At 72.0% G+C, this 25587-nt stretch carries 17 protein-coding genes and 1 tRNA gene; 9 read left to right on the forward strand and 9 right to left on the reverse strand.

From position 1 onward, the window contains the following. Positions 1-18: 18 nt before the first annotated feature. The 7 genes from ACH4SP_RS30735 to ACH4SP_RS30765 form a co-directional block, all read right to left on the reverse strand. Positions 19-600, reverse strand: coding sequence for a 50S ribosomal protein L25/general stress protein Ctc (locus ACH4SP_RS30735; protein ID WP_398419585.1), 582 nt, complete (start codon positions 598-600; stop codon positions 19-21). 286 nt (positions 601-886) lie between these two features. Next, positions 887-1864, reverse strand: a complete 978-nt coding sequence (locus tag ACH4SP_RS30740; RefSeq protein WP_398419587.1) for a ribose-phosphate diphosphokinase — start codon at positions 1862-1864, stop codon at positions 887-889. 102 nt (positions 1865-1966) lie between these two features. Then, positions 1967-3415 (reverse strand): bifunctional UDP-N-acetylglucosamine diphosphorylase/glucosamine-1-phosphate N-acetyltransferase GlmU, encoded by a 1449-nt coding sequence (glmU, locus tag ACH4SP_RS30745; RefSeq protein WP_398419589.1) that lies wholly within the window; start codon positions 3413-3415, stop codon positions 1967-1969. 116 nt (positions 3416-3531) lie between these two features. After that, positions 3532-3603 (reverse strand) — tRNA-Gln (locus ACH4SP_RS30750). 143 nt (positions 3604-3746) lie between these two features. After that, positions 3747-4628, reverse strand: a complete 882-nt coding sequence (locus ACH4SP_RS30755) for a cellulose-binding protein (RefSeq protein ID WP_398419591.1) — start codon at positions 4626-4628, stop codon at positions 3747-3749. A 229-nt stretch (positions 4629-4857) separates the two neighbouring features. After that, the gene (locus ACH4SP_RS30760) at positions 4858-7701 is read right to left on the reverse strand and encodes an SUKH-4 family immunity protein (RefSeq protein WP_398419593.1); all 2844 of its coding nucleotides are present in this window, start codon (positions 7699-7701) and stop codon (positions 4858-4860) included. Between the two features lie 16 nt (positions 7702-7717). Further along, on the reverse strand, positions 7718-8710 hold the full coding sequence (locus tag ACH4SP_RS30765) for an SMI1/KNR4 family protein (protein ID WP_398419595.1): 993 nt from the start codon (positions 8708-8710) through the stop codon (positions 7718-7720). 611 nt (positions 8711-9321) lie between these two features. Between ACH4SP_RS30765 and ACH4SP_RS30770 the strand changes: the two genes are divergently transcribed. The 3 genes from ACH4SP_RS30770 to ACH4SP_RS30780 all read left to right on the forward strand — a co-directional run bounded on the left by ACH4SP_RS30770 (position 9322) and on the right by ACH4SP_RS30780 (position 11977). Beyond that, positions 9322-9930, forward strand: a complete 609-nt coding sequence (locus ACH4SP_RS30770) for a YwqJ-related putative deaminase (RefSeq protein WP_398419597.1) — start codon at positions 9322-9324, stop codon at positions 9928-9930. A gap of 11 nt (positions 9931-9941) precedes the next feature. Further along, the gene (locus tag ACH4SP_RS30775) at positions 9942-10499 is read left to right on the forward strand and encodes an SUKH-3 domain-containing protein (RefSeq protein WP_398419599.1); all 558 of its coding nucleotides are present in this window, start codon (positions 9942-9944) and stop codon (positions 10497-10499) included. 152 nt (positions 10500-10651) lie between these two features. Next, on the forward strand, positions 10652-11977 hold the full coding sequence (locus tag ACH4SP_RS30780; protein WP_398419601.1) for a sensor histidine kinase: 1326 nt from the start codon (positions 10652-10654) through the stop codon (positions 11975-11977). 248 nt (positions 11978-12225) lie between these two features. Here ACH4SP_RS30780 and ACH4SP_RS30785 read toward each other — a convergent pair whose 3' ends face one another. After that, on the reverse strand, positions 12226-13911 hold the full coding sequence (locus ACH4SP_RS30785) for an MDR family MFS transporter (RefSeq protein ID WP_398419603.1): 1686 nt from the start codon (positions 13909-13911) through the stop codon (positions 12226-12228). Positions 13912-14155: 244 nt separating this feature from the next. Here ACH4SP_RS30785 and ACH4SP_RS30790 point away from each other — a divergent pair, with 244 nt between their 5' ends. From ACH4SP_RS30790 to mfd, 3 genes are all read left to right on the forward strand, one after another. After that, positions 14156-14980 (forward strand): ABC transporter ATP-binding protein, encoded by an 825-nt coding sequence (locus ACH4SP_RS30790; protein WP_398419605.1) that lies wholly within the window; start codon positions 14156-14158, stop codon positions 14978-14980. After that, positions 14977-17568 (forward strand): ABC transporter permease, encoded by a 2592-nt coding sequence (locus ACH4SP_RS30795; RefSeq protein WP_398419607.1) that lies wholly within the window; start codon positions 14977-14979, stop codon positions 17566-17568. Before ACH4SP_RS30790 ends, ACH4SP_RS30795 begins: the two co-directional genes overlap by 4 nt. Positions 17569-18217: 649 nt before the next feature. Continuing rightward, on the forward strand, positions 18218-21751 hold the full coding sequence (gene mfd, locus ACH4SP_RS30800) for a transcription-repair coupling factor (protein WP_398419609.1): 3534 nt from the start codon (positions 18218-18220) through the stop codon (positions 21749-21751). Between the two features lie 126 nt (positions 21752-21877). Here the strand turns inward: mfd and ACH4SP_RS30805 are convergent, their stop codons facing one another. Beyond that, entirely contained in the window at positions 21878-22060 is a 183-nt protein-coding gene (locus ACH4SP_RS30805) for an antitoxin (RefSeq protein WP_398419611.1), read from the reverse strand. 318 nt (positions 22061-22378) lie between these two features. Between ACH4SP_RS30805 and ACH4SP_RS30810 the strand changes: the two genes are divergently transcribed. The 3 genes from ACH4SP_RS30810 (at position 22379) to ACH4SP_RS30820 (ending at position 25543) form a co-directional block, all read left to right on the forward strand. Next, entirely contained in the window at positions 22379-23065 is a 687-nt protein-coding gene (locus ACH4SP_RS30810; protein WP_398419780.1) for an HNH endonuclease family protein, read from the forward strand. A 220-nt stretch (positions 23066-23285) separates the two neighbouring features. After that, positions 23286-23885, forward strand: a complete 600-nt coding sequence (locus tag ACH4SP_RS30815; RefSeq protein ID WP_398419612.1) for a hypothetical protein — start codon at positions 23286-23288, stop codon at positions 23883-23885. 56 nt (positions 23886-23941) lie between these two features. Then, positions 23942-25543 carry a protein kinase gene (locus tag ACH4SP_RS30820; RefSeq protein ID WP_398419781.1) on the forward strand — a complete coding sequence of 534 codons (1602 nt, stop codon included), beginning with the start codon at positions 23942-23944 and terminating at the stop codon, positions 25541-25543. Positions 25544-25587: the final 44 nt, after the last annotated feature.

Here is a 25587-nt window from a genome sequence, read left to right on the forward strand (position 1 = left end):
CTTGAGTCGCTACGAGGCTCAGGCCTCGGTGGTCTCGGCGGCTTCCGCGGTCGGCTCCTCGGCCTGCGCGGAGACGATCTGGATGACGACGGCGTCCGCGTCGGTCACCAGGGTCGTGCCCTCGGGCAGCGGGACGTCCTTCGCCAGGATCGAGTCACCGGCGTCCAGGCCCTGCACCGAGACGGTGACGGACTCGGGGATGTGCGTGGCCTCGGCCTCGACCGAGAGGGTGTTCAGCACGTTCTCCAGCAGGTTGGAGCCCGGCGCCAGGTCGCCCTCGGAGAGCACGGAGACCTCGACGGTGACCTTCTCGCCCTTCTTGACCGCGAGCAGGTCGACGTGGGTGATGGTGCGCTTGATGGCGTCACGCTGAACGGCCTTGGGGATGACGAGCTCGCTGCGGCCGTCGATGTCCAGGTTCAGCAGGGCGTTGCTGGTCTTGAGCGCCATCATGAGCTCGTGGCCCGGCAGCGTGATGTGGACCGTGTCGGCACCGTGACCGTAGATGACGGCCGGAACCTTGTTGGCGCGGCGGGTCTGGCGGGCGGCGCCCTTGCCGAACTCGGTACGGACCTCGGCGGTGAGCTTGACCTCAGCCATGATGCACTCCTCGTAAGTGATGGAAACGGGGTTGGTCGTCACCCGGCCACACGAACGGCCCGCTGCGGAGCCTGCTACGAAGAGCGCGTCGATAACGGAGGACCTGAGAGTCCTCCCTCGCCGAGCAACGCGGGGAAGTCTACCCGCACTATCACGCACGGCCCAATCCGATCACTTCGTACGGTACGGAGCCGGGCGCGCGGCCGGGCAGGCGGAAGGGCCGGTCACGGTACGCGGAAGGGCCGCCCGGGAGTCCCGGGCGGCCCTTCCTGCTACGTACTTCCTGCTACGACTGCTCCTCGAAGAGGCTCGTCACCGAACCGTCCTCGAAGACCTCGCGCACCGCGCGGGCGATCGACGGGGCGATCGACAGCACCGTGATCTTGTCGAGCTCCAGGTCGGACGGGTCCGGCAGCGTGTTCGTGAAGACGAACTCGCTCACCTTGGAGTTCTTCAGGCGGTCGGCCGCGGGGCCGGACAGGATGCCGTGCGTGGCCGTCACGATGACGTCCTCCGCGCCGTGCGCGAAGAGCGCGTCGGCGGCGGCGCAGATCGTGCCGCCCGTGTCGATCATGTCGTCGACCAGGACGCAGACGCGGCCCTTGACCTCACCGACGACCTCGTGGACGGTCACCTGGTTGGCGACGTCCTTGTCACGGCGCTTGTGCACGATCGCCAGCGGGGCGTCCAGGCGGTCGCACCAGCGGTCGGCGACGCGCACGCGGCCGGCGTCCGGGGAGACGATCGTCAGCTTGGAGCGGTCGACCTTCGCGCCCACGTAGTCCGCGAGGACCGGCAGCGCGGTGAGGTGGTCGACCGGGCCGTTGAAGAAGCCCTGGATCTGGTCGGTGTGCAGGTCCACCGTGAGGATGCGGTCGGCACCCGCGGTCGACAGCAGGTCCGCGACCAGGCGGGCCGAGATCGGCTCGCGGCCCTTGTGCTTCTTGTCCTGACGGGCGTACCCGTACGACGGCACGATCACCGTGATGGAGCGGGCCGAGGCCCGCTTCAGCGCGTCGACCATGATGAGCTGTTCCATGATCCACTTGTTGATGGGAGCCGTGTGGCTCTGCATCAGGAAGCAGTCGGCGCCGCGAGCGGACTCCTGGAAACGGACGTAAATCTCACCGTTGGCGAAGTCGAAGGCCTTCGTCGGCACGACGCCGATACCCAGCTGATGTGCGACCTCCTCGGCCAGCTCGGGGTGTGCGCGGCCGGAGAAGAGCATCATCTTCTTCTCGCCGGTCGTCTTGATCCCGGTCACAGCACGGTCTCCTCAGAGTGTTTCTGGCCGCCGCAGCCTGCGAGCCAGCCGAAATGGTGTGCATCTATCACGGTACGCGGTGCGCGGAGCACCTGTTTCCGGTCAGCTTTCGCCACCGGTCGCCCGGGGTGCGGCCTGAGCGGCCTGGGCGGCGGCGCTGCCCGGACGCTTGCGGGCCACCCAACCCTCGATATTCCGCTGCTGGCCACGGGCCACGGCCAGTGAACCGGCAGGGACGTCCTTGGTGATGACCGACCCGGCGGCGGTGTAGGCACCGTCCCCGACCGTGACAGGCGCCACAAACATGTTGTCCGAACCGGTACGGCAGTGGGAGCCGATCGTCGTGTGGTGCTTGGTCTGGCCGTCGTAGTTCACGAAGACGCTCGCCGCACCGATGTTGCTGTACTCGCCGATCGTCGCGTCGCCGACGTAGGACAGGTGCGGAACCTTCGTGCCCTCGCCGACCGTCGCGTTCTTCGTCTCGACGTACGCGCCGATCTTCGACTTCACACCGAGCTTCGTGCCGGGGCGCAGGTACGCGAACGGGCCGACGTTGGCGGCGGCGCCGATCTCCGCGCCGTCCGCCACGGTGTTGTCGACGCGGGCGCCGATGCCGACCGTGGTGTCCTTCAGGCGGGTGTTCGGGCCGACCTCGGCGTCCGCGGCGATGTGCGTGGAGCCGAGCAGCTGGGTGCCCGGGTGCACGATCGCGTCCTGGCCGAAGGTGACCGTCGCGTCGACGAAGGTGCTCTGCGGGTCGATGATGCTGACGCCGGAGAGCATGGCCCGCTCCAGCAGGCGGGCGTTGAGCAGCCGGCGGGCCTCGGCCAGCTGGACGCGGTTGTTGATGCCGAGGATCTCGCGGTGGTCGGCGGCGACGGAGGCCCCGACCCGGTGACCGGCCTCGCGCAGGATGCCGAGGACGTCCGTGAGGTACTCCTCGCCCTGGCTGTTGTCCGTGCGCACCTTGCCCAGCGCGTCGGCCAGCAGCTCGCCGTCGAACGCGAACACACCGGAGTTGATCTCGCGGATCGCGCGCTGGGCGTCGCTGGCGTCCTTGTGCTCGACGATCGCGGTGACGGCGCCCGTCGCGGCGTCCCGCACGATCCGCCCGTACCCGGTCGAGTCGGGGACCTCGGCGGTCAGCACGGTGCAGGCGTTGCCGTCGGCGGTGTGCGTGGCGGCGAGGGCGGTCAGGGTGTCGCCGGTCAGCAGCGGGGTGTCGCCGCAGACCACGACGACCGTCCCGGACGGGCTGCCGCCGAGGGCCTCAAGGCCCATCCGTACGGCATGGCCCGTACCGAGCTGCTGCTCCTGTACGGCGGTGTGCGCCTCGGGGTCGATCTCGCCGAGGTGGGCGGTGACCTTCTCACGGGCGTGGCCGACGACGACGACGAGGTCGGCGGGGTCCAGCTCGCGTGCTGCGGTGACGACGTGGCCGACGAGCGAGCGCCCGCTGATCTCGTGCAGGACCTTCGGGGTGGCCGACTTCATGCGGGTGCCCTCACCCGCTGCGAGGACGACGACGGCTGCCGGGCTATTGGCGCTCACGGTGGTGCCCTTCGGCTTCTTCGGGGGGTGGTCCTCCGCAGGATACCGGGGGGTTACGAGGGGGAAACGAGGGCGGGTCCCGACCTGGTGAGGTCGGGACCCGACAAAAAGTGCAGCTCCCCCACCAGGACTCGAACCCGGACATATGGCACCAAAAGCCACTGTGCTGCCAATTACACCATGGGGGAATAAAGGCGACCGAATCAGACATTTCATTGGGTCGCCAAATTGGCTCCACACACTATGCCGTACCAAGCCCCTTCCACGCGACGGTATGGATCAGCACTTTTGGTCACGTGGATGATCAGGCACCCGCGGGACGCCCCGGTCCCTACTCCTCCACGCGTCCCGTCAACGCCGCCAGGCTGTTCCGTACGTGCGTCATGTGTGCGTGCACTTCCTCCTGGGCCTCCTCGTGCTCCCGCACCACGCGCTCCGTCTCCCGGACGATGCGTTCCTCCTGCATGCGGGCCGCCGCGATCAGTTCCGCGCCCCGGGCCTCCGCGTCCTCCTGGCCGTGGCGGGCCTCCTCCTCCGTTTCGGCGAGGGCGCGCTGTGCCTTCGCGAGTACGGACTCGGCGCGGGCCGTCAGGGCGGCGAAGCGTTCGTCCGCCGCCGCTTCCCGGGCGGCGAGTTCGCGGCCGGCCGTCTCCCAGCGCTCGGCGTGCTCCTTCTCCTGGGCGGCGAGGAGCGCCTCCGTGCGCTGCCGCATCTCCGTCAGGCCGGCCAGGGCCTCGGCGTGCCGGTCCTGCGCGTCCCGGGCCGCCTCGGCCCGCAGGGCGTCCCCCTCGGACTGCGACGCCTCCAGCAGTCCGCGGGCGGCTTCCTCCGCCTCCGCCCGGAGCGCGTCCGACGCCGCCCGTGCGTCGTCCCGCACCTTGCGGGCGGCGGCAGCGGCGGCCTCGGTGAGGGCGGCGGCGTTCTCCGCCGTCGTCGACCGCAGCTCCTCGTACTCCTCCTCCGCCAGGGCCAGCAGCGACCGTGCCCGCTCGGTCAGCGATTCGTACGTCTGCGGTGCCAGCTGCGCGACCTGCTCGCGCAGCGTGTCCGCGTCAGCCTCCAGCTGCTTCGCGAGGGCCGCCAGCCGCGCCGCCCGCTCGAACGCGCCGTCGCGGTCGTAGGACAGTTCGGCGATCCTGCGGTCCACCTGTTCGGGGTGGTAGCCGCGGCCCCAGACCGTGGTGAGGCCGTGGGGTGACGTCGATGTGCTCATCCCTGTTTTCCCCTTACAGAACTCCGGCGGATCCTGATGGATCGGACTCCAGTGTCCATAAAGCGACACTCCGCCCGGTAGCCGCCCTGGTCGGAGACGCAGAAGGGCCGGGGTGCCCGGCCTGCGAACAGGTCGGGCACCCCGGCCGACACCGGCGACACCGCGGTGCGCCGGCTCCGTACTGCGAGGCCTGCAAGGGACTGCGCGGCCTGCCAAGGGACCGCGAGGGCTACAGGAGCCCGTCCCACATCTGTTCCAGCAGCACCGACCACCAGCTCTCCGGCGACGCCAGCGCCGCCGGGTCCAGCGCGGCCAGCTGGGCCTGGAAGTCGACGGTCCAGCGGCCCGCCTGCTCCGGGTTGAGGCCGAAGCGCAGCCGCCACATCCGGCCGAGGAGGGCGAGGGAGCGGACGAACTCCGGCAGCCCCGTGTTCACGAACTGCGGCGGCGACGGCTGACCGCCGGGGCCCGCCTCCACGGGTACGGCCACGATGTTCGCCGTCCCGTACTGGACGCAGATCGCCCGCCCGAAGTCCGAGCCCATGACGAGGTACGAGCCCGCGTCGGACGCCGGCTGCACCCCGCGCTGCTGGGCCAGCTCGGCGAGCGTCGGGACCGGCTGGCCCGGCGCCGCCTGCGCCCAGAAGAACGGGCCGAAGTCGACCGGCAGCCCGGCCCACATCAGCGTCATCGCCACGACCTCGGGCACGCCCTGGCGCGACACCGCGCCCTGGTCGAACCGGAAGATCGCCTGTGGGCCGAACGCCGAGACCAGCTCGTGCGCCACACCCTCCGGCGGAACCGGCGGGATCTGCATCAGCTGGCTCGGGTGCGGCAGCGGAGCGCGTACGGGCGCGGGGCGCGCCGGACCGTCCGCGACCTGGTGCAGCTCGCCCTGGTGGGTGAGCAGGTGCTGCATGCCCTGCTGGCGGGACGCGTGGTCCGTGCCGTACGGGGCGACGCTGGTGATCCGCACCTGCGGCCAGGTCTCGCGGATCATGCGCGCGCAGTAGCCGCCGGGCAGCTCGCAGGACGCCAACTCCGTGTGGAGTTCCAGGACTTGCTGCGGCGGCACCTGCATCGCGCGCAGCTCGTGCAGCATCTGCCACTCGGGGTGCGGGGTGCCGGGCGCCGAGCGGCGGATGAGCTGCTGCTCGGAACCGTCCTGCGCGCGGTAGCGCAGCACGGCCTGGTAGCCGGGGCCGACCGTCGGCAGCCCGGACGGCTGCTGCGGGGGATAGCCGTACGCGGGCGGGGCCTGGTGCGGCGGGGCCTGGTGCTGGGCATGCGGAGGCGGCATGTTCGGCGGCGGTGCCTGCTGCTGCATGTGCGGGGGCGGCATGTGCCCGTGCGGCGGCGGCATGGCACCGGGAGGACCGGGCGGACCGGGGGGCTGCGGAGCTCCGGGGCCGCCCGGCGGCGGGCCGGCGAGCATGGTCGCGGCCTGGTGGACGCCGCCACCGGGAGCACCGGGGGCACCGGGAGCGCCAGGGGGGCCGGGGGGTTGCGGGGCTCCGGGGCCGCCGGGCGGCGGGCTCGCGAGCATGGTCGCCGCATGGTGAACTCCTCCGCCCGGAGGCGGAGTTGATCCCGGGGCGCCGGGAGCGCCGGGAGCACGGGGAGCACCGGGAGGGCCGGGGGGACCGGGCGGCTGGATGGTGCCCAGGCTGTTCTGGCCGCCCTGGCTCGGGTCGGCCAGCATCGTGGCCGCGTGGTGGACGCCACCACCGGGCGGCGGCGTGGCACCGGGAGGTCCTGGCGGGCCGGGAGGACTCGGAGGGCCGGGCGGACCTGGCTGCTGCGGTGCACCCTCGGCACCCAGGTGCGGAACCATCGCCGTCGGTACGTAACCCCCGGCCGGGGCACCGGGGGCACCCGGGGCGCCGGGAGCCGACGGCGGCGCCGTCGTGCCGGGCCGGGCCCCCGGAGTGCCGGGCGCACCGGGCGGCGGCGGGGTCGTCGAACCCCCGCCGCGCCGGGCGCCGGGCGGCAGGGTGGCCTTGCTGGTCGCGGCGTCGGCGATGTCCTCGGCACCGGCGGACAGACCGGGGCGGCGCGGGGAACCGGGACCACCGGGACCAGGAGCGGAGCCCGAAGCGGAGCCCTGTTCGGCGCCCGGCAACGGCCGTGGGGCCGACGGGTCGGGCACGGCGGGTGCCACGGCCGTGCTCGGCAGCTGGCTGCCGCCCTGCAGCAGCGAGGTCTTCGCCTCGGGGGCGATCCCGGGCTGCGGGGTGTCGTCGTCGTCCGCCCCGACGAGCGGCGGCGCGAACATGGTGGCGGGCAGCGGAATGCCGCCCGCGTCGGAGTTGGTGTCCGTACCGGCCCACGGGGTCGCGCCCGCGGGCGGCGCACCGGTCGTGCCGGACGCGCTCTGGGAGGCGCTGGGCGCGTTCCCCGGCGACGAGGCGGGCACGCCGTCGGACGACGTCGGCTCGTACTCGCCCGAGGCCGAAGCCGAGGCCGAGGCTGAGGCGACTGGGGAAGCCGGGGCCCGTCCCGGAGTCGAACCGGAATTCGATGCGGAACCGGTATCCGCAGCCCCGGGAGCCAGCCAGGCCGTCCCCCCGGAACCCGGCGCACCGGAAGCCGACCCCGAATCCGACCCGGACCCGCTGCCTGACCCGCTGCCGGACGCGGCGCCGGACCCGGACCCGGCGCCCGAGCCCGAGTCGGCCCCCGACCTCCGGTCCGGAATCCCCATCTTGTCCGCCGCCTCCTGCAACCACTCGGGCGGCGTCAGCAAGAACGACGTCTGTTGCAGGTCAACGCGTTGCGGTGGCTCCGGAGCAGGTGCCTCCGGCTCGCCCGCCGGAGCCCCGTACTCCTCCTCGTACCGCCGGATCACCTCGCCCACCGGCAGCTCCGGCCAGAGCGTGGCCTCTCCGCTGTCGCGGGCGATGACGAGCCGCTGCCGGCCGCCGTCGGAGACCGGGCCGTTCTCCCGGTCCTCGGCCCACACCACGAAACCGAGGTCGAACTCCCGTACCCGCACCTCCCGGTGCTGGTACGCGGGCACGTCCCCGTTGACCCACTCGTCCGCACGCTCCTGCGCCTGCGCGAAAGTCACCATCGGACAGTCAACCCCGTCATCCCTCGTCCAAAACATCCGATACGTCGACGGCGTGCGCGAAGCCGCCGTCGACCATCAGATTTGCCACCGTCTGCAGCTCCGGCGGGTTGCCCGCCAGCCGCTGCAGGAATTCGTCGAAGTCCTCGCCGCAGGGCAGCAGCAGCCGCTCCACCCGCTCCTGGACCGACCAGCCGTTCTGGTCGCGCGCGTCGTCGTACGCGCAGAACCACACCGAGCCGACGCCCTCGCCGCGCACCTTCACGGCGAGGATCCCGCCCTGGACGAAGGTGAAGCCGAGGTAGTCCTTGGTGAGGTGGTCGCGCAGGCACTTGTTGACGTAGACCAGGTCGTTGACGCCCGCCTCGTCGCGCACCGTGAAGAACGGCTGGTCCACCAGCAGCCCCAGCTCGGCGTCGAGCGCCGCACCGACGGGCGCGCAGCCGCCCGCCGCCTTCAGGAAGGAGCGGTACGCGCCGGGCAGCCGGTACCCCAAGTCCTCTTCCACGCCCAGCACTTGACTCTCGGAGACGGCCACGGTCCCCTTCGGCAGCCCGAAGTGGACGGGCCGCGTCTCCTGCAGCGGCCGGGTGCCGCGCTTGTCCTGGTCGACGGAGGTCGTGGCGAGCCCGCCGTGGTGGCGGAGCAGCGCCTTCACCTCCACCGGTACGAGGTACATGCGGCGGGTGTACGGAACGTGGTGCCAGGTCCAGCCGTGCGGGGTGGCGACCGGGTCGATCGTCTCCCACAGCTCGTGGCCCTCGGCGTGCAGGGCCGCGTTGGCCGACACGTAGTCGGTCAGCCGGAGCTCGTCCACGCCGAAGCCCTCGGGGGGTTCCGCGATCTCGGCGGCGGCGCGCGCGTAGGGCGCGAAGTCCGGGTAGCCGTCCTCGTCCACCCGTACACCCTGGGGGTGACGGGCGGCCCGGACGGGGTCCGGGAAGTTCACGAGCTGCCCGGCGTAGGCCGCGTTCGGTGGCGCGGCTTGCTGCCCGAGCCGACCTTTCGTCATGGCTGATGCCCCCTGCTGCGTCTGGCTGGTTCACCACAGCCTATGCGGTGGTGCAACACGGGGTCCTGCCCCCGGAACGCTGCCGCGACTGCCTGTACGAGACCTGCACGGCGCCCCCGTAACGGGCGGTCCACCCACCCTCCACGGGCGGTCACGCACACCCGCCCCAGTGCCCCCTTGCGGCACCCCTCTCCTGGGGGACGCGCCCGAACCAGTGCCCCAGCTTCCCCACGACAGGGCACATTTGGCAGGCTGTCCCCGCAACTCGGGGGATTGCAGGGAGGGAACGCACCACCATGCACACTGCACAAACAGGAAATCTGCACGCACCGCAGACATCAAGGACAACGGGGGCACCAAGGGCGGCGGGCGCACCGGGAACAACGGCAGCCACGATGAAGGCCACGCGCACGGCGAACGACCCCCGCACGGGCGGTCCGACGGGGACCGCACCGACGGGTACGGGGACGGGGACAGGTACGACGGGCACGGGATCAGGCACGGGTACGGACGCAGGTACGGGGAGGGGACCCGCCCCGACCGCGACGGGCCCGGCCACGGTAGGCGAGGCGACAGCACCGACACCGGCACACGGCCCGGCACAGGGCCCGGTGCACACCCCGGCCGACCCGGCGCACGCCTCCGCCCACCCGACCGCGCCGGCCGATCGCCACGCACCGGCCGCACCCGCGGACGCATCCGCCGAATCCGCGGCGGCCGGCGCCTCCGCGTCCTCCGGCGACCCCCGCCTCTCCTGGAGCAGCAGCTCCGAGGCGAGCCCGCCGCCCGTGCTCCGCCACCGCCGCGACGGCATACTGCCCGCCGTCGCCGCCGCCCTCTCCGTACGCGGCGCCGACACCCTCACCTGCACCGCGGGCAAGGGCGACCAGCCGCCCTCCCTGCACCCGCTGGTGCAGGACTTCCTCGACACGCTCAGCACGGTCCAGCGCACCCGCTTCACCGGCCGCTGTCCCGAGGCGATCCTGCTCTCCCGGCACATCTCGGCGGCCGAGACGGGCCGGTCCAAGCGCGCCTCCCGCAAGCCGCTCACCGCGAACGAGGCCCGCCGCTCCCTCAAGCACTCCAAGCTCACCGCCCGCCGCATCCGTGAGGACGGCGACCCGCTGCACGGCAGCTACGCTCCGCCCTGCCGCTCCTGCGCACCGCTCCTCGCCCATTTCGGCGTACGCCCGGTAGACCCCACCGCCGAGAAGGGCTGACCAGACCCGCCATGCCCCCCACCACCCAGCAGCATCCCCAGCAGCACCCGCAGCCCCACCTCAACACCAGCACCACCCGCTTCCCGGTGGCCGTCGACGCCGCGCTGCGCGAGGCGGGCTGGAAGCCGGGCCGCTGGGACATAAGGCAGGCCGAGCACTGGGCGGACACCCTCCGCGCCCACGTCTCCCCGGCGGGCCACCGCCACACCGTGTTCCCGGCGGCGGTCGAGGCCTGGGCCGAGTTCGGCGGGCTGCACATCAACCCGCCGGGCACCGGCCGCCAGATCGCCCCGTCCCCGGCGCTCCTGGACCCCCTCCACGGCCTCCACCTGGCCCGTACGTTCGCGGACCTGGGCCGCGCCCTGGACACCGAGGTCTGCCCGCTCGGCCGGGAGAACGGCAAGGCGGGCGACATCCAGGCCACCCTCGCCATCGATGCGGAAGGCCGCATCTACAGCCTCGACCACACCGGCGACTGGTTCCTGGGCCACACCCTCGACCAGGCCCTCGCCACTCTGATCACCGGCGCCCAGCCACACCGCCTGGGCACGGCCCGCACGGCCACCTGAGCCGACGCCCGGACCGGCCCCGGGACCAGCACCGGGACGCCCCCCCCGAACCAGCCCTCGGACCAGCACCGGGACCAGTGCCCGGACCAGCACCGGGACCCCGTCAAGAAGTCGCAGGAAAAAGGAGACGGACCGCCCGTAGGCTGGTCCGTATGACCGTTACGGGGGCAGACCGGAACGACGTGGACCTGACCAGTCCACGCTTCTGGTGGTGGGAGCGGCGACGCAGTGTCGTGCTCGATTCAGGACTGGCGGCCGCCTCGGCCGCCGAGTGCGCGGTGGAGGGCATGGCCTTCGCCACGGATACCGGGGTGCCCGCCGTACTGGGCGTGCTCCTCGGTCTGCTGGTGGGCTCCGCCCTTCTCGTACGACGCCGGTGGCCGATCGCCGTCGTCCTCATCTCGCTCGCCGTGACCCCGGCCGAGATGGGCTTCATGCTGGGCATCGTCGGGCTCTACTCGCTGGCCGCGTCCGAGGTCCCGCGCCGCATCACCACCGTCCTCGCGGGCATGTCGTTCACCGGCACGCTCATCGTGTCCCTGGTCCGCATGCGCTCCCTCGCGGGCGAAGAGGGCAGCGAATTCGACCCCAGCACGGGCTACACCCTCGTCATCTCCTTCATCCTCGCCCTGGGCATGACGGCCCCGCCGATCCTCCTCGGCCTGTACATAGGCGCCCGCCGCCGCCTGATGGAAAGCCTCCGCGAACGGGCCGACTCCCTGGAGCGGGAGCTCTCCCTCCTCGCCGACCGCGCCGAGGAGCGCGCCGAGTGGGCCCGTACGGAAGAGCGCACCCGGATCGCCCGCGAGATGCACGACGTGGTCGCGCACCGGGTCAGCCTGATGGTCGTGCACGCGGCGGCCCTCCAGGCGGTCGCCCTCAAGGACCCCCAGAAGGCCGTCAAGAACGCCGCCCTGGTCGGCGACATGGGCCGCCAGGCCCTCACCGAACTCCGCGAGATGCTCGGCGTCCTGCGCTCCCCGGAAGCCACCACGCCCGCACCGCCCGCCCCGGTCCCGCTGGCGGCCGTGGGCGCCGCAGCGGCGGCGGCAGCCGCCGAAGCGGCCGGGAACGGCCCCGGTCTCGCCGACGTGGAAGCCCTCGTGGAACAGTCCCGGGCGGCCGGAATGACCGTCGAACTCTCCGTCGACGGCATTCCCGCCCCGTGCGGCGCCCTGGTCGAGCAGACCGCCTACCGGGTCGTCCAGGAAGCCCTCACCAACGTCCACAAGCACGCCCCGGGAGCGAAGACCTGGGTCCGCATCGCCCACCGCGACGGCACCGAGATCGCCATGCAGGTCGAGAACGCCGCCTCCGACGCCGACGCTCCCACGGCCGGCCTCCCCAGCGGCGGCAACGGCCTGGTCGGCATGCGCGAACGCGTCCAGACCCTGGGCGGCGTCTTCGTCGCGGGCCCCACCGACCCGGGCGGCTTCCGAGTCTCGGCGGTCTTCCCGGTGAGGGACTCGGAGCAATAAGCCCGTCCGGCACCTCAGGCGGGCAACTTCAGCCCGTCCGGCGTTTGAGGACGCACGGCGCAGCCGTGCACCGGGCGCAGCCCGGGACACCCGCCCCCACCGGCGCGAGCCGTGAACCTCCCCAGCCCCGCGGCCAGCGCCACGCGGCGGAGCCGCAAAGTGTCACAGCGGGAAGGGGCGGGGAGGGGATGGCGCCGCAGGCAACGCCAGCCACCCACCGCCCCGCACTATTCCCACTCAGCTCCCACTCAGCGCCCGGCCCCCGCCCCAGGCCCCACCTCGGCTCCGGGCCCAGGTCCGGGACCGGCTCCGGTCCCGGGGCCCACCCCGGGGGCCACCTCCCCCAACACCGGAAACCTCCTCGGCGCCAGCACCACCAACGCCACCAGCGCCACCACCCCCGCCCCCGCCGCTCCCACGTACACATGGTCGACCGCCGTGTCGACCGCCCGGCGCAGATAGTCCGCCGCCCCGGCACCCAGCGCCGACCCCGGGTCGGTCAGTGCGTGGGAGACCGAGTCGAGGTCTCCGGGCAGACCGTCCCGGATCGCCCCCGGCGCCGACTCCAGCCGCGCTGCCAGCGTCGCGTTGGCCACCGCCCCGAAGAGCGCCGCCCCCACGCTCTGTCCCAGCTGCCGGTAGAAGAGGATCGACGCGGTCGCGGTTCCCCGCTCGGACCAGCCGACCGTCGACTGGACCCCGACGATCAGCGGCAGCTGGAAGATCCCGAGCGCCGCGCCAAGCAACAGCATGATCAGCGCGGGCTGCCACGCGGCGCCCGGGAACGGCAGCAGCGGAAACGCCAGCAGAATCGCCGTCGCCAGCGAGATCCCGATGATCGCCGTCTGCCGGAAGCCGATCCGCCGGTACACGTGCTGGCTCAGCGCCGCCGACACCGGCCAGCTCAGCGTCATGATGGACAGCACGAACCCGGCCGCCGTCGGGTCCAGCCCCAGCACGGACTGGGCGTACGTCGGCAGGAAGACGGTCGGGGCGACCATCAGCAGGCCGAGCGCACCCAGCGCGACGTTGACCGCGGCGATCGTGCGGCGCCGCCAGACCCAGCCGGGGAGGATGGGTTCGGCCGCACGCCGCTCGACCGTCACGACGACCACGACCAGCACCGCGCTCGTCGCGAACAGCGCCAGGGACGGGGCGGAGAGCCAGGGCCAGGCCACTCCGCCCTGCACCAGTGCCGTCAACAACACCCCGCCGCAGGCGAATACGGCAAGCGCACCGGGCCAGTCGATACGAGAACGTACGGCCGGCCTCCCTGGTTCCCGCTCCGGCTCCCGCCCCGGAACCCGTTCCGGCTCCCGCAGGTACCTGGCGATCAGCCACATCGCCACCGCCCCCACCGGCAGGTTGATGAGGAAGATCCACCGCCAGTCCGCGTACGTGGCCAGTACCCCGCCCACCGCGGGGCCCGCGACGGCCGACACCGCCCACACGGTCGACAACTTCGCCTGGATCTTCGGTCGTTCCTTCAGCGGGTACAGATCGGCGGCGACGGTCTGGACGGTGCCCTGGATGGCTCCGCCGCCCAGCCCCTGGACGATCCGGAAGGCGATCAGCGCCGGCATGTTCCAGGCGAGCGCGCACAGTACGGAGCCGACGAGGAAGAGCGCGATGCCGGTGATCAGTACCGGCTTGCGGCCGAAGGTGTCGGAGAGCTTCCCGTACACGGGGAGGGTGACGGTGACGGCCAGGAGATAGCCGGCGAACAGCCAGGAGAAGACCGTGAACCCGCCCAGATCGCCCACGATTTGAGGGACGGCGGTGGAAACGATCGTCCCGTCGAGCGCGGCGAGCGCCATCCCCAGCATGAGCGCGGCAACGACCGGCCCCCGCCGCCCGGGATCGCGCCGTACGGGCCCGGGTATCGCCCCCGCGCTGTCCGCGCCCTCCGTGCCTCCTACATCCTTGCCGCCCACCGAAGTCCCTTCCCCCTGCACGTATTTCCGTTGGGACAGCGTCTCACCCGCAGGTCGGGCGGGGGAGGGTGCAGAGCGGGTGGACGCGCTCTACTGGGGCGCTCCACCCACGGGTTGAGGGTCCGGGGCCGCTCTCCCTACCTGGGTGCAGGCCGGTGTTCGTACCCCAGGGCGACGTGCGGGAAGGGGTCGATTCCTTAGCTTGGCTTTACGGGGAATTACCGGCCACATAGGGGGACTTGGCATGACAACGGCAGTGGGCATTTCGGGCCAGGGGCAAGGGTCCGGGCGCGGCTCCGGGTCCGGGCGTGAGGGCACGGGCGGGCGCACGGCCGTCGCCGCGCGGGCCCGGCAGGTGGTCAAGGCGTACGGGGCGGGGGAGACCCGCGTCGTCGCTCTCGACCAAGTCGACGTCGACATGGCACGCGGCGAGTACACCGCGATCATGGGCCCCTCCGGGTCCGGCAAGTCGACGCTGATGCACTGCCTGGCCGGGCTGGACACGGTGTCGTCGGGACAGGTCTTCCTCGACGACACCGAGCTCTCCGGCCTCAAGGACAAGCAGCTCACCCAACTCCGCAGGGACCGCATCGGCTTCATCTTCCAGGCGTACAACCTGCTCCCGACGCTCAACGCGATCGAGAACATCACGCTGCCGATGGACATAGCGGGCCGCAGGCCGGACGCGGCCTGGCTCCAGCGGGTCGTGGAGACCGTCGGGCTCGCGGACCGGCTGAAGCACCGGCCGTCCGAGCTGTCCGGCGGCCAGCAGCAACGGGTCGCGGTGGCAAGGGCGTTGGCGGCAGGACCCGAGATCATCTTCGGCGACGAGCCGACCGGGAACCTGGACTCCCGCTCCGGCGCCGAGGTCCTGGACTTCCTGCGCCGCTCGGTCGACGAGCTGGGGCAGACGATCGTGATGGTCACGCACGACCCGGTGGCCGCCTCGTACGCGGACCGGGTGCTGTACCTGGCCGACGGGCGGATCGTCGACGAGATGCGCCACCCGACCCCCGACCTGGTCCTGGACCGCATGAAGGCTTTCGACGGGCGGGGGCGTACATCATGACCGTCTGGAAGACCTCGATGCGCAACTTCCTCGCGCACAAGGGCCGCATGGCGCTCTCCGCCGTCGCCGTCCTCCTGTCGGTCGGGTTCGTCTGCGGCACCCTCGTCTTCACCGACACCATGAACACCACCTTCGACAAGCTCTTCGCCACCACCTCGGCCGACGTCACCGTCACGCCGAAGACCGACAAGTACGACCACTCCGCTCAGAACGCGGGCCGTCCCGCCGTCCTGCCCGGTTCCGCCGTGCGTACGGTCGCGGGCGCGGACGGCGTGAAGTCCGCCGAGGGCACGGTCAGCAGCATGTCGATCACCGTCGTCAACGCCGACAACAAGGACATGGGCTCCAGCACCGGAGCCCCGACCCTCGCGAGCAACTGGTCGGCCGGCGACGCCCGTTCCATGGAGATCACCTCCGGGCACGAGCCGCGCGGCCCGACCGACGTCATGATCGACGCCGACACCGCAGACAGGCACGGCCTGAAGCTCGGCGACACACTGCGCACGATCGCCGTCACCGGCGACTTCACCGCGCGGATCAGTGGCATAGCGACGTTCAGGACCACCAACCCCGGGGCCACGGTCGTCTTCTTCGACGGCGCGACCGCACAGCGGCAGCTGCTCGGCGGACCGGACCGGTTCACCGGAATCAACATCGAGGCCGGGCCCGGGGTGACCGACGAGCAACTGAAGGCCAAGGTGGCTGCGGCGCTCGGAGCCGGCGCGCCGGGGGCCGGTCCGTACACGCTCCAGACCAAGCAGGAGGCCGGCGAGGCGAACAAGGACGACCTCGGCTCGTTCCTGGACGTGATGAAGTACGCGATGCTCGGCTTCGCCGGGGTCGCCCTCCTCGTCGGCATCTTCCTGATCATCAACACCTTCTCGATGCTGGTCGCCCAGCGCACCCGTGAGATCGGCCTGATGCGGGCGCTCGGCTCCAGCCGCAGGCAGGTCAACCGGTCGGTGCTCCTCGAAGCGCTGCTGCTCGGCGTCGTCGGTTCACTGCTCGGGGTCGCGGCGGGCGTGGGTCTCGCCGTCGGGCTGATGAAGTTCATGGGCACGATCGGTATGAACCTGGCCACGAGCGACCTGACCTTCAAGTGGCCCACCCCGGTCATCGGCCTGGTCCTGGGCGTCGTCGTCACCGTCGTCGCCGCGTACCTGCCGGCCCGCCGGGCGGGCCGGGTGTCCCCGATGGCCGCGCTGCGCGACGTCGGCGTCCCCGCCGACGCGAAGTCCGGCCGGACACGGGCAGGCATCGGCCTGGTCCTCACCGTGCTCGGCGGGGCGGGGCTGTATGCGGCGGCGCGGTCGGCGAAGGCGAGCGAGGGTTCCCTCTTCCTCGGCGTCGGCGTCGTCCTCACCCTCGTCGGGTTCGTGGTCGTCGGACCGCTGCTGGTCTCGGTGATCGTGAAGGGGCTCAGCGCCGTGGTGCTGCGGGTCTTCGGCCCGATCGGCCGGATGGCCGAGCGCAACGCGCTGCGCAACCCGCGCCGTACGGGAGCGACCGGCTCGGCCCTGATGATCGGGCTCGCCCTGGTGGCCTGTCTGTCGGTCGGCGCCTCCTCGATGGTCGCCTCGGCGACGGAGGAGCTCGACAGGTCGGTGGGCGCGGACTTCACCGTACGGTCGAGCAATCAGCAGCCCGTCCTGCCGCAGGCCCAGCGGGCACTCGCCGCGGCCGACGGCATCGCCCGCCTCACCCACTACAAACTGGTCGCCGCCGAGGTGACCGCCCCCGACGGCACCTCGGAGCGCAAGTCGCTCTCCGCCACCGACCCCTCCTACCTGCAGGACCTACGGCGCGAGACGGTGTCGGGCGACCTCTCCGCCGCCTACGCACCGGGGGCGATATCGGTCGGCGAGGACTACGCGAAGCAGCGCGGGCTGAAGGTCGGCGACGCGCTGAAGGTCACCTTCCCCGGCGGGAAGAGTGCCCGGCTGAAGATCGCCGCGATCACCTCCGACGACGTCAACGTCGACAAGGGAGCCCTCTACCTCAACATCACCACCGCCGCCGCGCACACCCCCGCCGACCGGATGCCGCAGGACATGGCGGTCTTCGCGAAGGCGGCGGACGGACAGGAGGACGCGGCGTACGCCTCGCTCAAGGCGGCCGTCGCGAAGTACCCGCAGTACCGCGTCCTCAACTCCACCGACTACAAGAAAGACCTCAAGGCCCAGATCGACCAGCTGCTCAACATCGTCTACGGGCTCCTCGGCCTGGCGATCGTCGTGGCGGTCCTGGGCGTCGTCAACACCCTCGCCCTCTCCGTCGTCGAACGGACCCGTGAGATCGGTCTGATGCGGGCCATCGGCCTCTCCCGCCGCCAGCTGCGCCGGATGATCCGCCTGGAGTCGGTGGTCATCGCCCTCTTCGGAGCGCTGCTCGGTCTGGGGCTCGGGCTGGCCTGGGGCACGTCCGCCCAGAAGCTGCTCGCGCTGGAAGGCATATCCGTCCTGGAGATCCCCTGGCCGACCATCCTCACGGTCTTCCTCGCCTCGGCCCTCGTCGGCCTCCTGGCCGCACTGGTCCCGGCCTTCCGAGCGGGGCGTATGAACATCCTGACCGCCATAGCCACCGACTGACCGCTTCGGGGGGCAGGGCGTCCCGCGACCCGCCGCCCCAGCCCCCTGCCGGCGGCTGACGCCGCCATCCCCCTAACCCCTAACCCCTAATCCCCTAGCCCTCTTGGGCAGCGGGGCCGCCCCCCGGGGGCGGGACGGGTGGGCAAGGGGGCGGCCCCTCGCGCGGAGCGCTCCCTTCCCGCGACCGTGTGCCCTCGCTGCCGCCCAGGGTTCGGCAAGCCCCCGGAGCGCAAGCAAGCCGAACGGGGGCCGGCCCGCGGCGAGGGGGCCGCCCTGTGCCCACCCGTCCCGCCCCTTCAGGGCGGCACCAGTGCCCACAGGACGGCGGCGGTGGTGGCAGTCCCACAGGCGGTGGCGGTGGTGGTGGCAGTCCCGGCGGCGGCAGTGCCCGCAGGGCAGCGGCGGTGGCAGTGCCCGCAGGGTGGTGGGTGCCGGTGGGGTGGGTGATGTCAGGCCAACAGGGCGGTGGGTCCCGTGCTTCGGACGGCGGCTGTCGGTGGTGCGTCGTAGGCTGGGAGCCCCCCGGCCCGTGCGACGTGTCGGGCGGCTCGCGTTGCCCACCGGCCCCACCAGTCACACCGGTCCCACCGGAGCAGGTGCCCCTGCGCGACCCACCAAAGTGTTCTCAGCGTTCGGATGGATGCCTTTCATGAGCCTGCACGGCCTGCTGGATGCAGTGGTACGAGACTCGGCGCTCGCCGAAGCGGTGAAGGCCGCCGTCGACGGCAACCGCATGCATGTCGACCTCGTCGGGCCCTCCGCCGCCCGCCCCTTCGCGCTCGCCGCCCTCGCCCGCGACGCCGGACGGCCCGTGCTGGCCGTCACCGCGACCGGGCGGGAGGCGGAGGAGCTGGCCGCCACCCTGCGGACCCTGCTTCCCGAGGACTCGGTGGCGGAGTTCCCCGCCTGGGAGACGCTGCCGCACGAGCGGCTCTCGCCCCGTTCCGACACGGTCGGCCGCCGGCTCGCCGTGCTGCGCCGCCTGGCCCACCCCCGTAAGGACGACCCGGCGGCGGGTCCGGTGAGCGTGGTCGTCGCACCGGTGCGTTCCGTGCTCCAGCCGCAGGTCAAGGGCCTCGGCGACCTCGTCCCCGTATCCATCCGCTCCGGTCAGAGCGCCGATCTCGGCGAGCTCACCGAAGCCCTCGCCGCAGCCGCGTACTCCCGGGTCGAACTGGTCGAGAAGCGCGGCGAGTTCGCCGTCCGCGGCGGCATCCTGGACGTGTTCCCGCCGACCGAGGAGCACCCGCTGCGGGTGGAGTTCTGGGGCGACGACGTCGAGGAGATCCGCTACTTCAAGGTCGCCGACCAGAGATCCCTGGAGGTCGCCGAGCACGGCGTGTGGGCCCCGCCCTGCCGCGAGCTGCTGCTCACCGACGACGTGCGGGAGAGGGCGGCGGCCCTCGCCGAGGCCCACCCCGAGCTGGGGGAGCTGCTGCACAAGATCGCCGAGGGCATCGCGGTCGAGGGCATGGAGTCCCTCGCCCCGGTCCTGGTGGACGAGATGGAGCTGCTGCTCGACGTGCTGCCGGAAGGGTCGATGGCCGTCGTCTGCGACCCGGAGCGGGTGCGCACCCGGGCCGCCGACCTCGTCGCGACGTCGCAGGAATTCCTGCAGGCCTCCTGGGCCGCCACCGCGGGCGGCGGCGTGGCCCCCATCGACGTCGGCGCCGCCTCCCTCTGGGGCATCGCCGACGTCCGCGACCGCGCCCGCGAGCTCGGGATGATGTGGTGGTCGGTCTCCCCGTTCGCCGCCGACGACGTCGACCACGAGGACGACACCCTCCAACTCGGCATGCACGCACCGGAGCTGTACCGGGGCGACACCGCCAAGGCCCTCGCCGACACCAAGGGCTGGCTGGCCGACGGCTGGCGCACCGTGTTCATCACCGAGGGCCACGGCACCGCCGCCCGCACCGTCGAGGTCCTCTCCGGCGAAGGCATCGCCGCCCGCCTCGACGCGGAGCTCACGGAGATCTCACCGAACGTGGTGCACGTCGCCTGCGGCGTCCTCGACCACGGCTTCGTCGACCCGGTCCTCCAGCTCGCCGTCCTCACCGAGACCGACCTGACGGGCCAGCGCACCGCCACCAAGGAACTCGGCCGGATGCCGGCCCGCCGCCGCAAGTCCGTCGACCCGCTCACCCTCCAGGTCGGCGACTTCATCGTGCACGAGCAGCACGGCGTGGGCCGCTACATCGAGATGGTGCAGCGCACGGTCCAGGGCGCGACCCGCGAGTACCTCCTCGTCGAGTACGCACCCGCCAAGCGCGGCCAGCCCGGCGACCGCCTCTACATCCCCACCGACCAGCTGGAGCAGGTGACGAAGTACGTCGGCGGCGAGGCCCCGACCCTGCACCGCCTCGGCGGCGCCGACTGGACCAAGACCAAGGCGCGCGCCAAGAAGGCCGTGAAGGAGATCGCGGCCGATCTCATCAAGCTCTACTCGGCCCGCATGGCGGCCCCCGGCCACACCTTCGCCCCCGACACCCCCTGGCAGCGCGAGCTGGAGGACGCCTTCCCGTACGTGGAGACGCCCGACCAGCTGTCCACCATCGCCGAGGTGAAGGAGGACATGGAGAAGTCCGTCCCGATGGACCGGCTGATCTGCGGCGACGTCGGCTACGGCAAGACGGAGATCGCGGTACGGGCCGCCTTCAAGGCCGTCCAGGACGGCAAGCAGGTCGCGGTCCTGGTCCCCACGACGCTCCTCGTCCAGCAGCACTTCGGCACGTTCACCGAGCGGTACGCCCAATTCCCGGTCAATGTGCGCGCGTTGAGCCGCTTCCAGACCGAGACCGAGTCCAAGGCGACCCTCGAAGGGCTCAAGGACGGCTCCGTCGACCTGGTCATCGGCACCCACCGGCTCTTCTCGCAGGAGACGAAGTTCAAGGACCTGGGCCTGGTCATCGTCGACGAGGAGCAGCGGTTCGGCGTCGAGCACAAGGAGCAGCTGAAGAAGCTCCGGGCCAACGTCGACGTGCTCACCATGTCGGCCACGCCCATCCCCCGTACGCTCGAAATGGCGGTCACCGGCATCCGCGAGATGTCCACGATCACCACCCCGCCGGAGGAGCGCCACCCGGTGCTCACCTTCGTCGGGCCGTACGAGCAGAAGCAGATCGGCGCCGCGATCCGCCGCGAACTGCTGCGCGAGGGCCAGGTCTTCTACATCCACAACCGCGTCGAGTCCATCGACCGGGCAGCCGCCAAGCTGCGCGAGATCGTCCCCGAGGCGCGCATCGCCACGGCCCACGGCCAGATGTCGGAAACGGCCCTGGAGCAGGTCGTCGTCGACTTCTGGGAGAAGAAGTTCGACGTCCTCGTCTCGACGACGATCGTCGAGTCCGGCATCGACATCTCCAACGCCAACACCCTGATCGTCGAGCGCGGCGACAACTTCGGCCTCTCCCAGCTGCACCAGCTGCGCGGCCGCGTCGGCCGGGGCCGCGACCGCGGTTACGCGTACTTCCTCTACCCGCCGGAGAAGCCGCTCACCGAGACCGCGCACGAGAGGCTCGCCACCATCGCCCAGCACACCGAAATGGGTGCGGGCATGTACGTGGCGATGAAGGACCTCGAAATCCGCGGCGCGGGCAACATGCTGGGCGGCGAGCAGTCGGGACACATCGCGGGCGTCGGCTTCGACCTCTACATCCGTATGGTCGGCGAGGCCGTCGCCGACTACCGGGCCGCCGTCGACGGTGGCGAGGAGCAGCCGGAGGCCCCCCTGGAAGTCAAGATCGAACTCCCGGTGGACGCCCACGTCCCGCACGACTACGCCCCCGGCGAGCGGCTGCGCCTCCAGGCGTACCGCGCGATCGCCTCCGCGAACACGGAGGCCGACATCGCCGCGGTGCGCGAGGAGCTCACCGACCGCTACGGCAAGCTCCCGGAGCCGGTCGAGAACCTCCTGCTGGTGGCGGGCCTGCGGATGCTCGCCCGCGCCTGCGGGGTCGGCGAGATCGTCCTCCAGGGCCCGAACATCCGCTTCGCCCCGGTGGAGCTGCGCGAGTCCCAGGAGCTGCGCCTCAAGCGGCTCTACCCCCGTACGGTCATCAAGGGCACGGCCCACCAGATCCTGGTGCCGCGTCCGAGCTCGGGCCAGATCGGCGGCAAGCCGGTCGTGGGCCGCGAACTGCTGGCGTGGACGGGTGAATTCCTGACGACGATCCTGGGCTGATCCAGGGGCACGGGGGCCGTGCCGAGTGGCCCGTACGCAACACACCGCCCGCGATGCCGAGTCGATCGGCTTCGCGGGCGGGGGTTTCAGGAGGCCCGTTCGGTGACGGACGGCACCTGCACCGGCTCAGGGTGCGGGGTCGTCCTTCTTGTCGCCCAGCCCGAGGACGTCTTCCGCCTTCTGCTGGGCCTTGTCGACCTTGTCGGCGTACTTGCCGCCGGTCTTCTCGTCGACCTCGTCCCCGGCAGCGTCGGTGATGTCCTTCGCCTTGTCCCGGGCCTGGTCCTTGAACTTGTCGAAGATCCCCATGGGCGGGCTCCTTCCGCAGAAGAGAACAGGACATTTCCGACGCTACGCCCGGGCTGCGGATTGTGCGCGCCGGGCGCCGCCCGGCGCGTCCTCCGGCGCGTGATGTGGACCGGGCCACAATCCGGTGGTATGTCGCGGGTCGGCCGGTTCGTTCGGGGCACTCATTCCTAAGGTGGGGCGTTTGCCGGAGTTGGACTTTCCTTGGGGTGGCCCGTCTTGATATCTCGTACGACCCAGACGACGAAGACGAAGACGACGAAGACGAAGACGACGAAGAAGACCTGGAAGGCCGTCTCGGCGGCGGGGCTCGGGGCGGTGCTGCTGCTCGGGAGCGCGGCGTGCGACTCCACCGGCGGATCGTCGGGCAAGGGCGCGAGCGGCGGCCAGGGCGGACCCGCGGGGAAGCCGGGCTCCGCACTGGCCGCCGTGGGGGAGCTGACCGTCAAGGGGCGGGCGGCGAAGACCGGTTACGAGCGGAAGGCGTTCGGGCGGGCCTGGGCCGACACCGACGCCAACGGGTGCGGCACCCGCGACGACATCCTCAAGCGCGACCTGAAGGACGTGAAGTTCTCCGACGGCAAGAACTGCAAGGTCGCCTCCGGGGTGCTGGAGAACGACCCGTACACGGGCGGCCGGATCGAGTACAAGCGCGGGGCCAGCAAGGTCGACATCGATCACCTGGTGGCGCTGTCCGACGCCTGGCAGAAGGGCGCCCAGCAGTGGAAGCCGGGCAAGCGGCTCGCGTTCGCCAACGACCCGCTGAACCTGCTCGCCGCCGAGGCCTCCGCGAACCGGCGCAAGGGCGACGGCGACACCGCGACCTGGCTGCCGACGAACAAGGCGTACCGGTGCCCGTACGTCGCCTCGCAGGTGGCGGTGAAGAAGAAGTACGGGGTGTGGGTCACGGAGGGGGAGCGCGACGCGATGAAGAAGGTGCTGGAGGAATGCCCGGACCAGCGGCTGCCCAGCGGGGGGAATCCGACGGAGGCGAAGGTCGGGAGGTAGAGAGTCGGGAGGTAGGGAGTCGGGAGGTAGGGAGTCGGGAGGTGGAGAGGTGACGAGGTAGCGACTCGTCCGGTCCGTACAACCCTGGGGCCGTTGTCGGCGTCGCTGTATACGCTCGTCGTATCGTCCTCCAGCACGTCTTCCTCCGTGCTGCCGTCCCCCAGGAGCAGTCATGCAGGGCCCCGGCCACAGGCCGCCGAGCAGTCGGCCGAGTCCCGCTGTGCTGATCACGCTCCGGGTGGTGTTCACGGCGCTCGCCCTGTGCACCTGCGGGCTGCTGTCCTGGGCGGCGACGCTGCGGATCGCGATCCTGCGCAAGCGGGCGTCGGACTGGCTGCTGTTCGGTGCCGTACTGCTCCTCGGGGTCGCCACGCTGATCATCCTCGGCGAGTTCGGGGCGCCGGTGTCGGAGGACCCGGACGCCCCGGCCGACCTCAACGCCGTCGACTACATGTGCCTGGCGGTCGTGTTCGCCCTGTCGGTCGGGTCGGCGACGCACTTCCTGATAGCGGACATACGGCACTTCCGGCGGCGGCCTGAGCCGGTGTGGGGACCGTTCCACTCCATGCCGGTGACCAATCAGCCGCGCATGTACGGCGGACAGCCGGGCCCCGTGCCCGGACCCGCGTACGGCTACCCGCCCCAGCACCACCCCCACCAGCCCCAGCCGCACCAGCCCCAACCGCACCAGCCCCAGCCCCGCATCGACCAAGTCCGCGCCGAACTCGACGAGTTGAGCGAACTGCTCCGCAAGGAGCCGAGGGACCAGGACGGGCAGCGGCAGGGACCGCAGGACGGGCAAGGGGGCACCCCCCGGTGAACGGACGCGTCATCGCGGGCCGTTACGAGCTGGCCGCCCTCATAGGCCAGGGCGGCATGGGCCAGGTCTGGACGGCGTACGACCAGCGCCTCGACCGCCGCGTCGCCGTCAAGCTGCTGCGCCCCGACCGGATGGCGGCCGCCACCGAGGCCGAGGACATGCGCCGCCGCTTCGTGCGCGAGTGCCGGGTCACCGCCCAGGTCGACCACCCCGGCCTGGTCACCGTGCACGACGCGGGCAGCGACGACGACGACCTCTACCTGGTCATGCAGTACGTCGAGGGCACCGACCTCGCCGGCCACTGCGCCGACCATCGCACCGAGCACGACCCGTACCCCTGGCAGTGGGCAGTCTCGGTCGCCGCCCAGCTGTGCGCGGTGCTCTCCGCCGTGCACGCGGTGCCGATCGTGCACCGCGACCTCAAGCCGCGCAACGTCATGGTCAAGCCGGACGGCACCGTCACCGTCCTCGACCTCGGCGTCGCCTCCGTGCTCGACACGGACACCACCCGCCTCACCCACACCGGCACCCCCATCGGTACGCCCGCGTACATGGCGCCCGAACAAGCGATGGGCGGCGCCGTCGGCCCGTACACCGACCTGTACGCGCTCGGCGTCCTGCTCCATGAACTCCTCACCGGGGACGTCCCGTTCGCGGGCGGCACCGCCCTGGGGACACTGCACCGCCACCTCTACGAGCCGCCGGTGCCGGTGCGCCGGCAGCGCCCCGAGGTCCCCGAGGCGCTCGAAGCGCTCGTCCTCCACCTCCTCGCCAAGGACCCGCAGCACCGCCCCGGATCCGCGCAGGAGGTGTACGAGCTGCTCGCGCCCCTCCTCCCGACGCGCGGAACACCGTCCGCCGGGCCCGCCCGCCGGATCGGACCGCACGGATCGCACGGATCGCACGGATCGCACGGATCGCACGGATCGCACGGATCGCACGGGTCGCACGGGCAGCTCGGACCACTCGGGCCGCTCGACCCGACCCGTCCCTTCCTGCGCCCGCACGCGCCGTGGCCGGACCGGGCGGCGACCGTGCCCCCGCCCGTACCGGTACAGCCGCCCGTGCCCGCGCCCTCCCGGCCGGACATCGCCGGGGCCGTCGACGAGGTCAAACAGCTCCTCGGCGAGGGCCGCATCACCCAGGCCGTCGACATCCTCGGCAGCATCCTCCCGGCCGCCGCGGCCGAGCACGGCGAACGCTCGTCGGTCGTCCGGATCCTGCGCAAGCAGTACGCGGCGACACTCCTCGACGACGGCCAGTACCGGCGGGCGCTGCCCGAGCTGCGCCGCCTCGCCGACGAGCGGGCCGCCGAGACGGGCCCCGCGGACCCGCAGGCCCTCCAGTTCCGCTACGACGCCGCACAGTGCCTGGAACAGCTCGGCGAACCGGCCGCCGCACTCGCCGAGCACCGGGCCCTCCTCCCGTACTACGAGAACAGCTATGTCTCCGGCGGCGACCCGGCCCGCGCCTTCGAACTCCGGCACAGGATCGCCCAGTTGCTCCTCGCGACGGGCGGCCACGGGGAGGCGGTGCACCAGCTGCGGGGGCTGCTGTACGACGCGGAGCGGGCGTACGGGGCGTACCACCCGCTGGTCGTGGACGTGCGCAAGGCGCTGGAGCGGCAGCACAGGCTGGGCGGCGGCGGCACGAGGTGAACGCGGGGGGAGCGGTGCTAGGTGAACGCGGGAGGCGGCGCGAG

It is taken from the genome of Streptomyces sp. NPDC021093 (assembly GCF_044333135.1).
Classification (GTDB): domain Bacteria; phylum Actinomycetota; class Actinomycetes; order Streptomycetales; family Streptomycetaceae; genus Streptomyces.

Excerpts from the sequence above, each read along its gene's own strand:
- ACH4SP_RS30795 (WP_398419607.1), top strand. The coding sequence starts at position 14,977 with ATGACCGTCTGGAAGACCTCGATGCGCAACTTCCTCGCGCACAAGGGC.
- ACH4SP_RS30765 (WP_398419595.1), bottom strand. The coding sequence starts at position 8,710 with ATGACGAAAGGTCGGCTCGGGCAGCAAGCCGCGCCACCGAACGCGGCC.
- ACH4SP_RS30735 (WP_398419585.1), bottom strand. The coding sequence starts at position 600 with ATGGCTGAGGTCAAGCTCACCGCCGAGGTCCGTACCGAGTTCGGCAAG.
- ACH4SP_RS30820 (WP_398419781.1), top strand. The coding sequence starts at position 23,942 with ATGGGCCAGGTCTGGACGGCGTACGACCAGCGCCTCGACCGCCGCGTC.
- ACH4SP_RS30755 (WP_398419591.1), bottom strand. The coding sequence starts at position 4,628 with ATGAGCACATCGACGTCACCCCACGGCCTCACCACGGTCTGGGGCCGC.
- ACH4SP_RS30775 (WP_398419599.1), top strand. The coding sequence starts at position 9,942 with ATGCCCCCCACCACCCAGCAGCATCCCCAGCAGCACCCGCAGCCCCAC.
- ACH4SP_RS30805 (WP_398419611.1), bottom strand. The coding sequence starts at position 22,060 with ATGGGGATCTTCGACAAGTTCAAGGACCAGGCCCGGGACAAGGCGAAG.
- ACH4SP_RS30790 (WP_398419605.1), top strand. The coding sequence starts at position 14,156 with ATGACAACGGCAGTGGGCATTTCGGGCCAGGGGCAAGGGTCCGGGCGC.
- ACH4SP_RS30780 (WP_398419601.1), top strand. The coding sequence starts at position 10,652 with ATGACCGTTACGGGGGCAGACCGGAACGACGTGGACCTGACCAGTCCA.
- ACH4SP_RS30760 (WP_398419593.1), bottom strand. The coding sequence starts at position 7,701 with ATGGTGACTTTCGCGCAGGCGCAGGAGCGTGCGGACGAGTGGGTCAAC.
- mfd (WP_398419609.1), top strand. The coding sequence starts at position 18,218 with ATGAGCCTGCACGGCCTGCTGGATGCAGTGGTACGAGACTCGGCGCTC.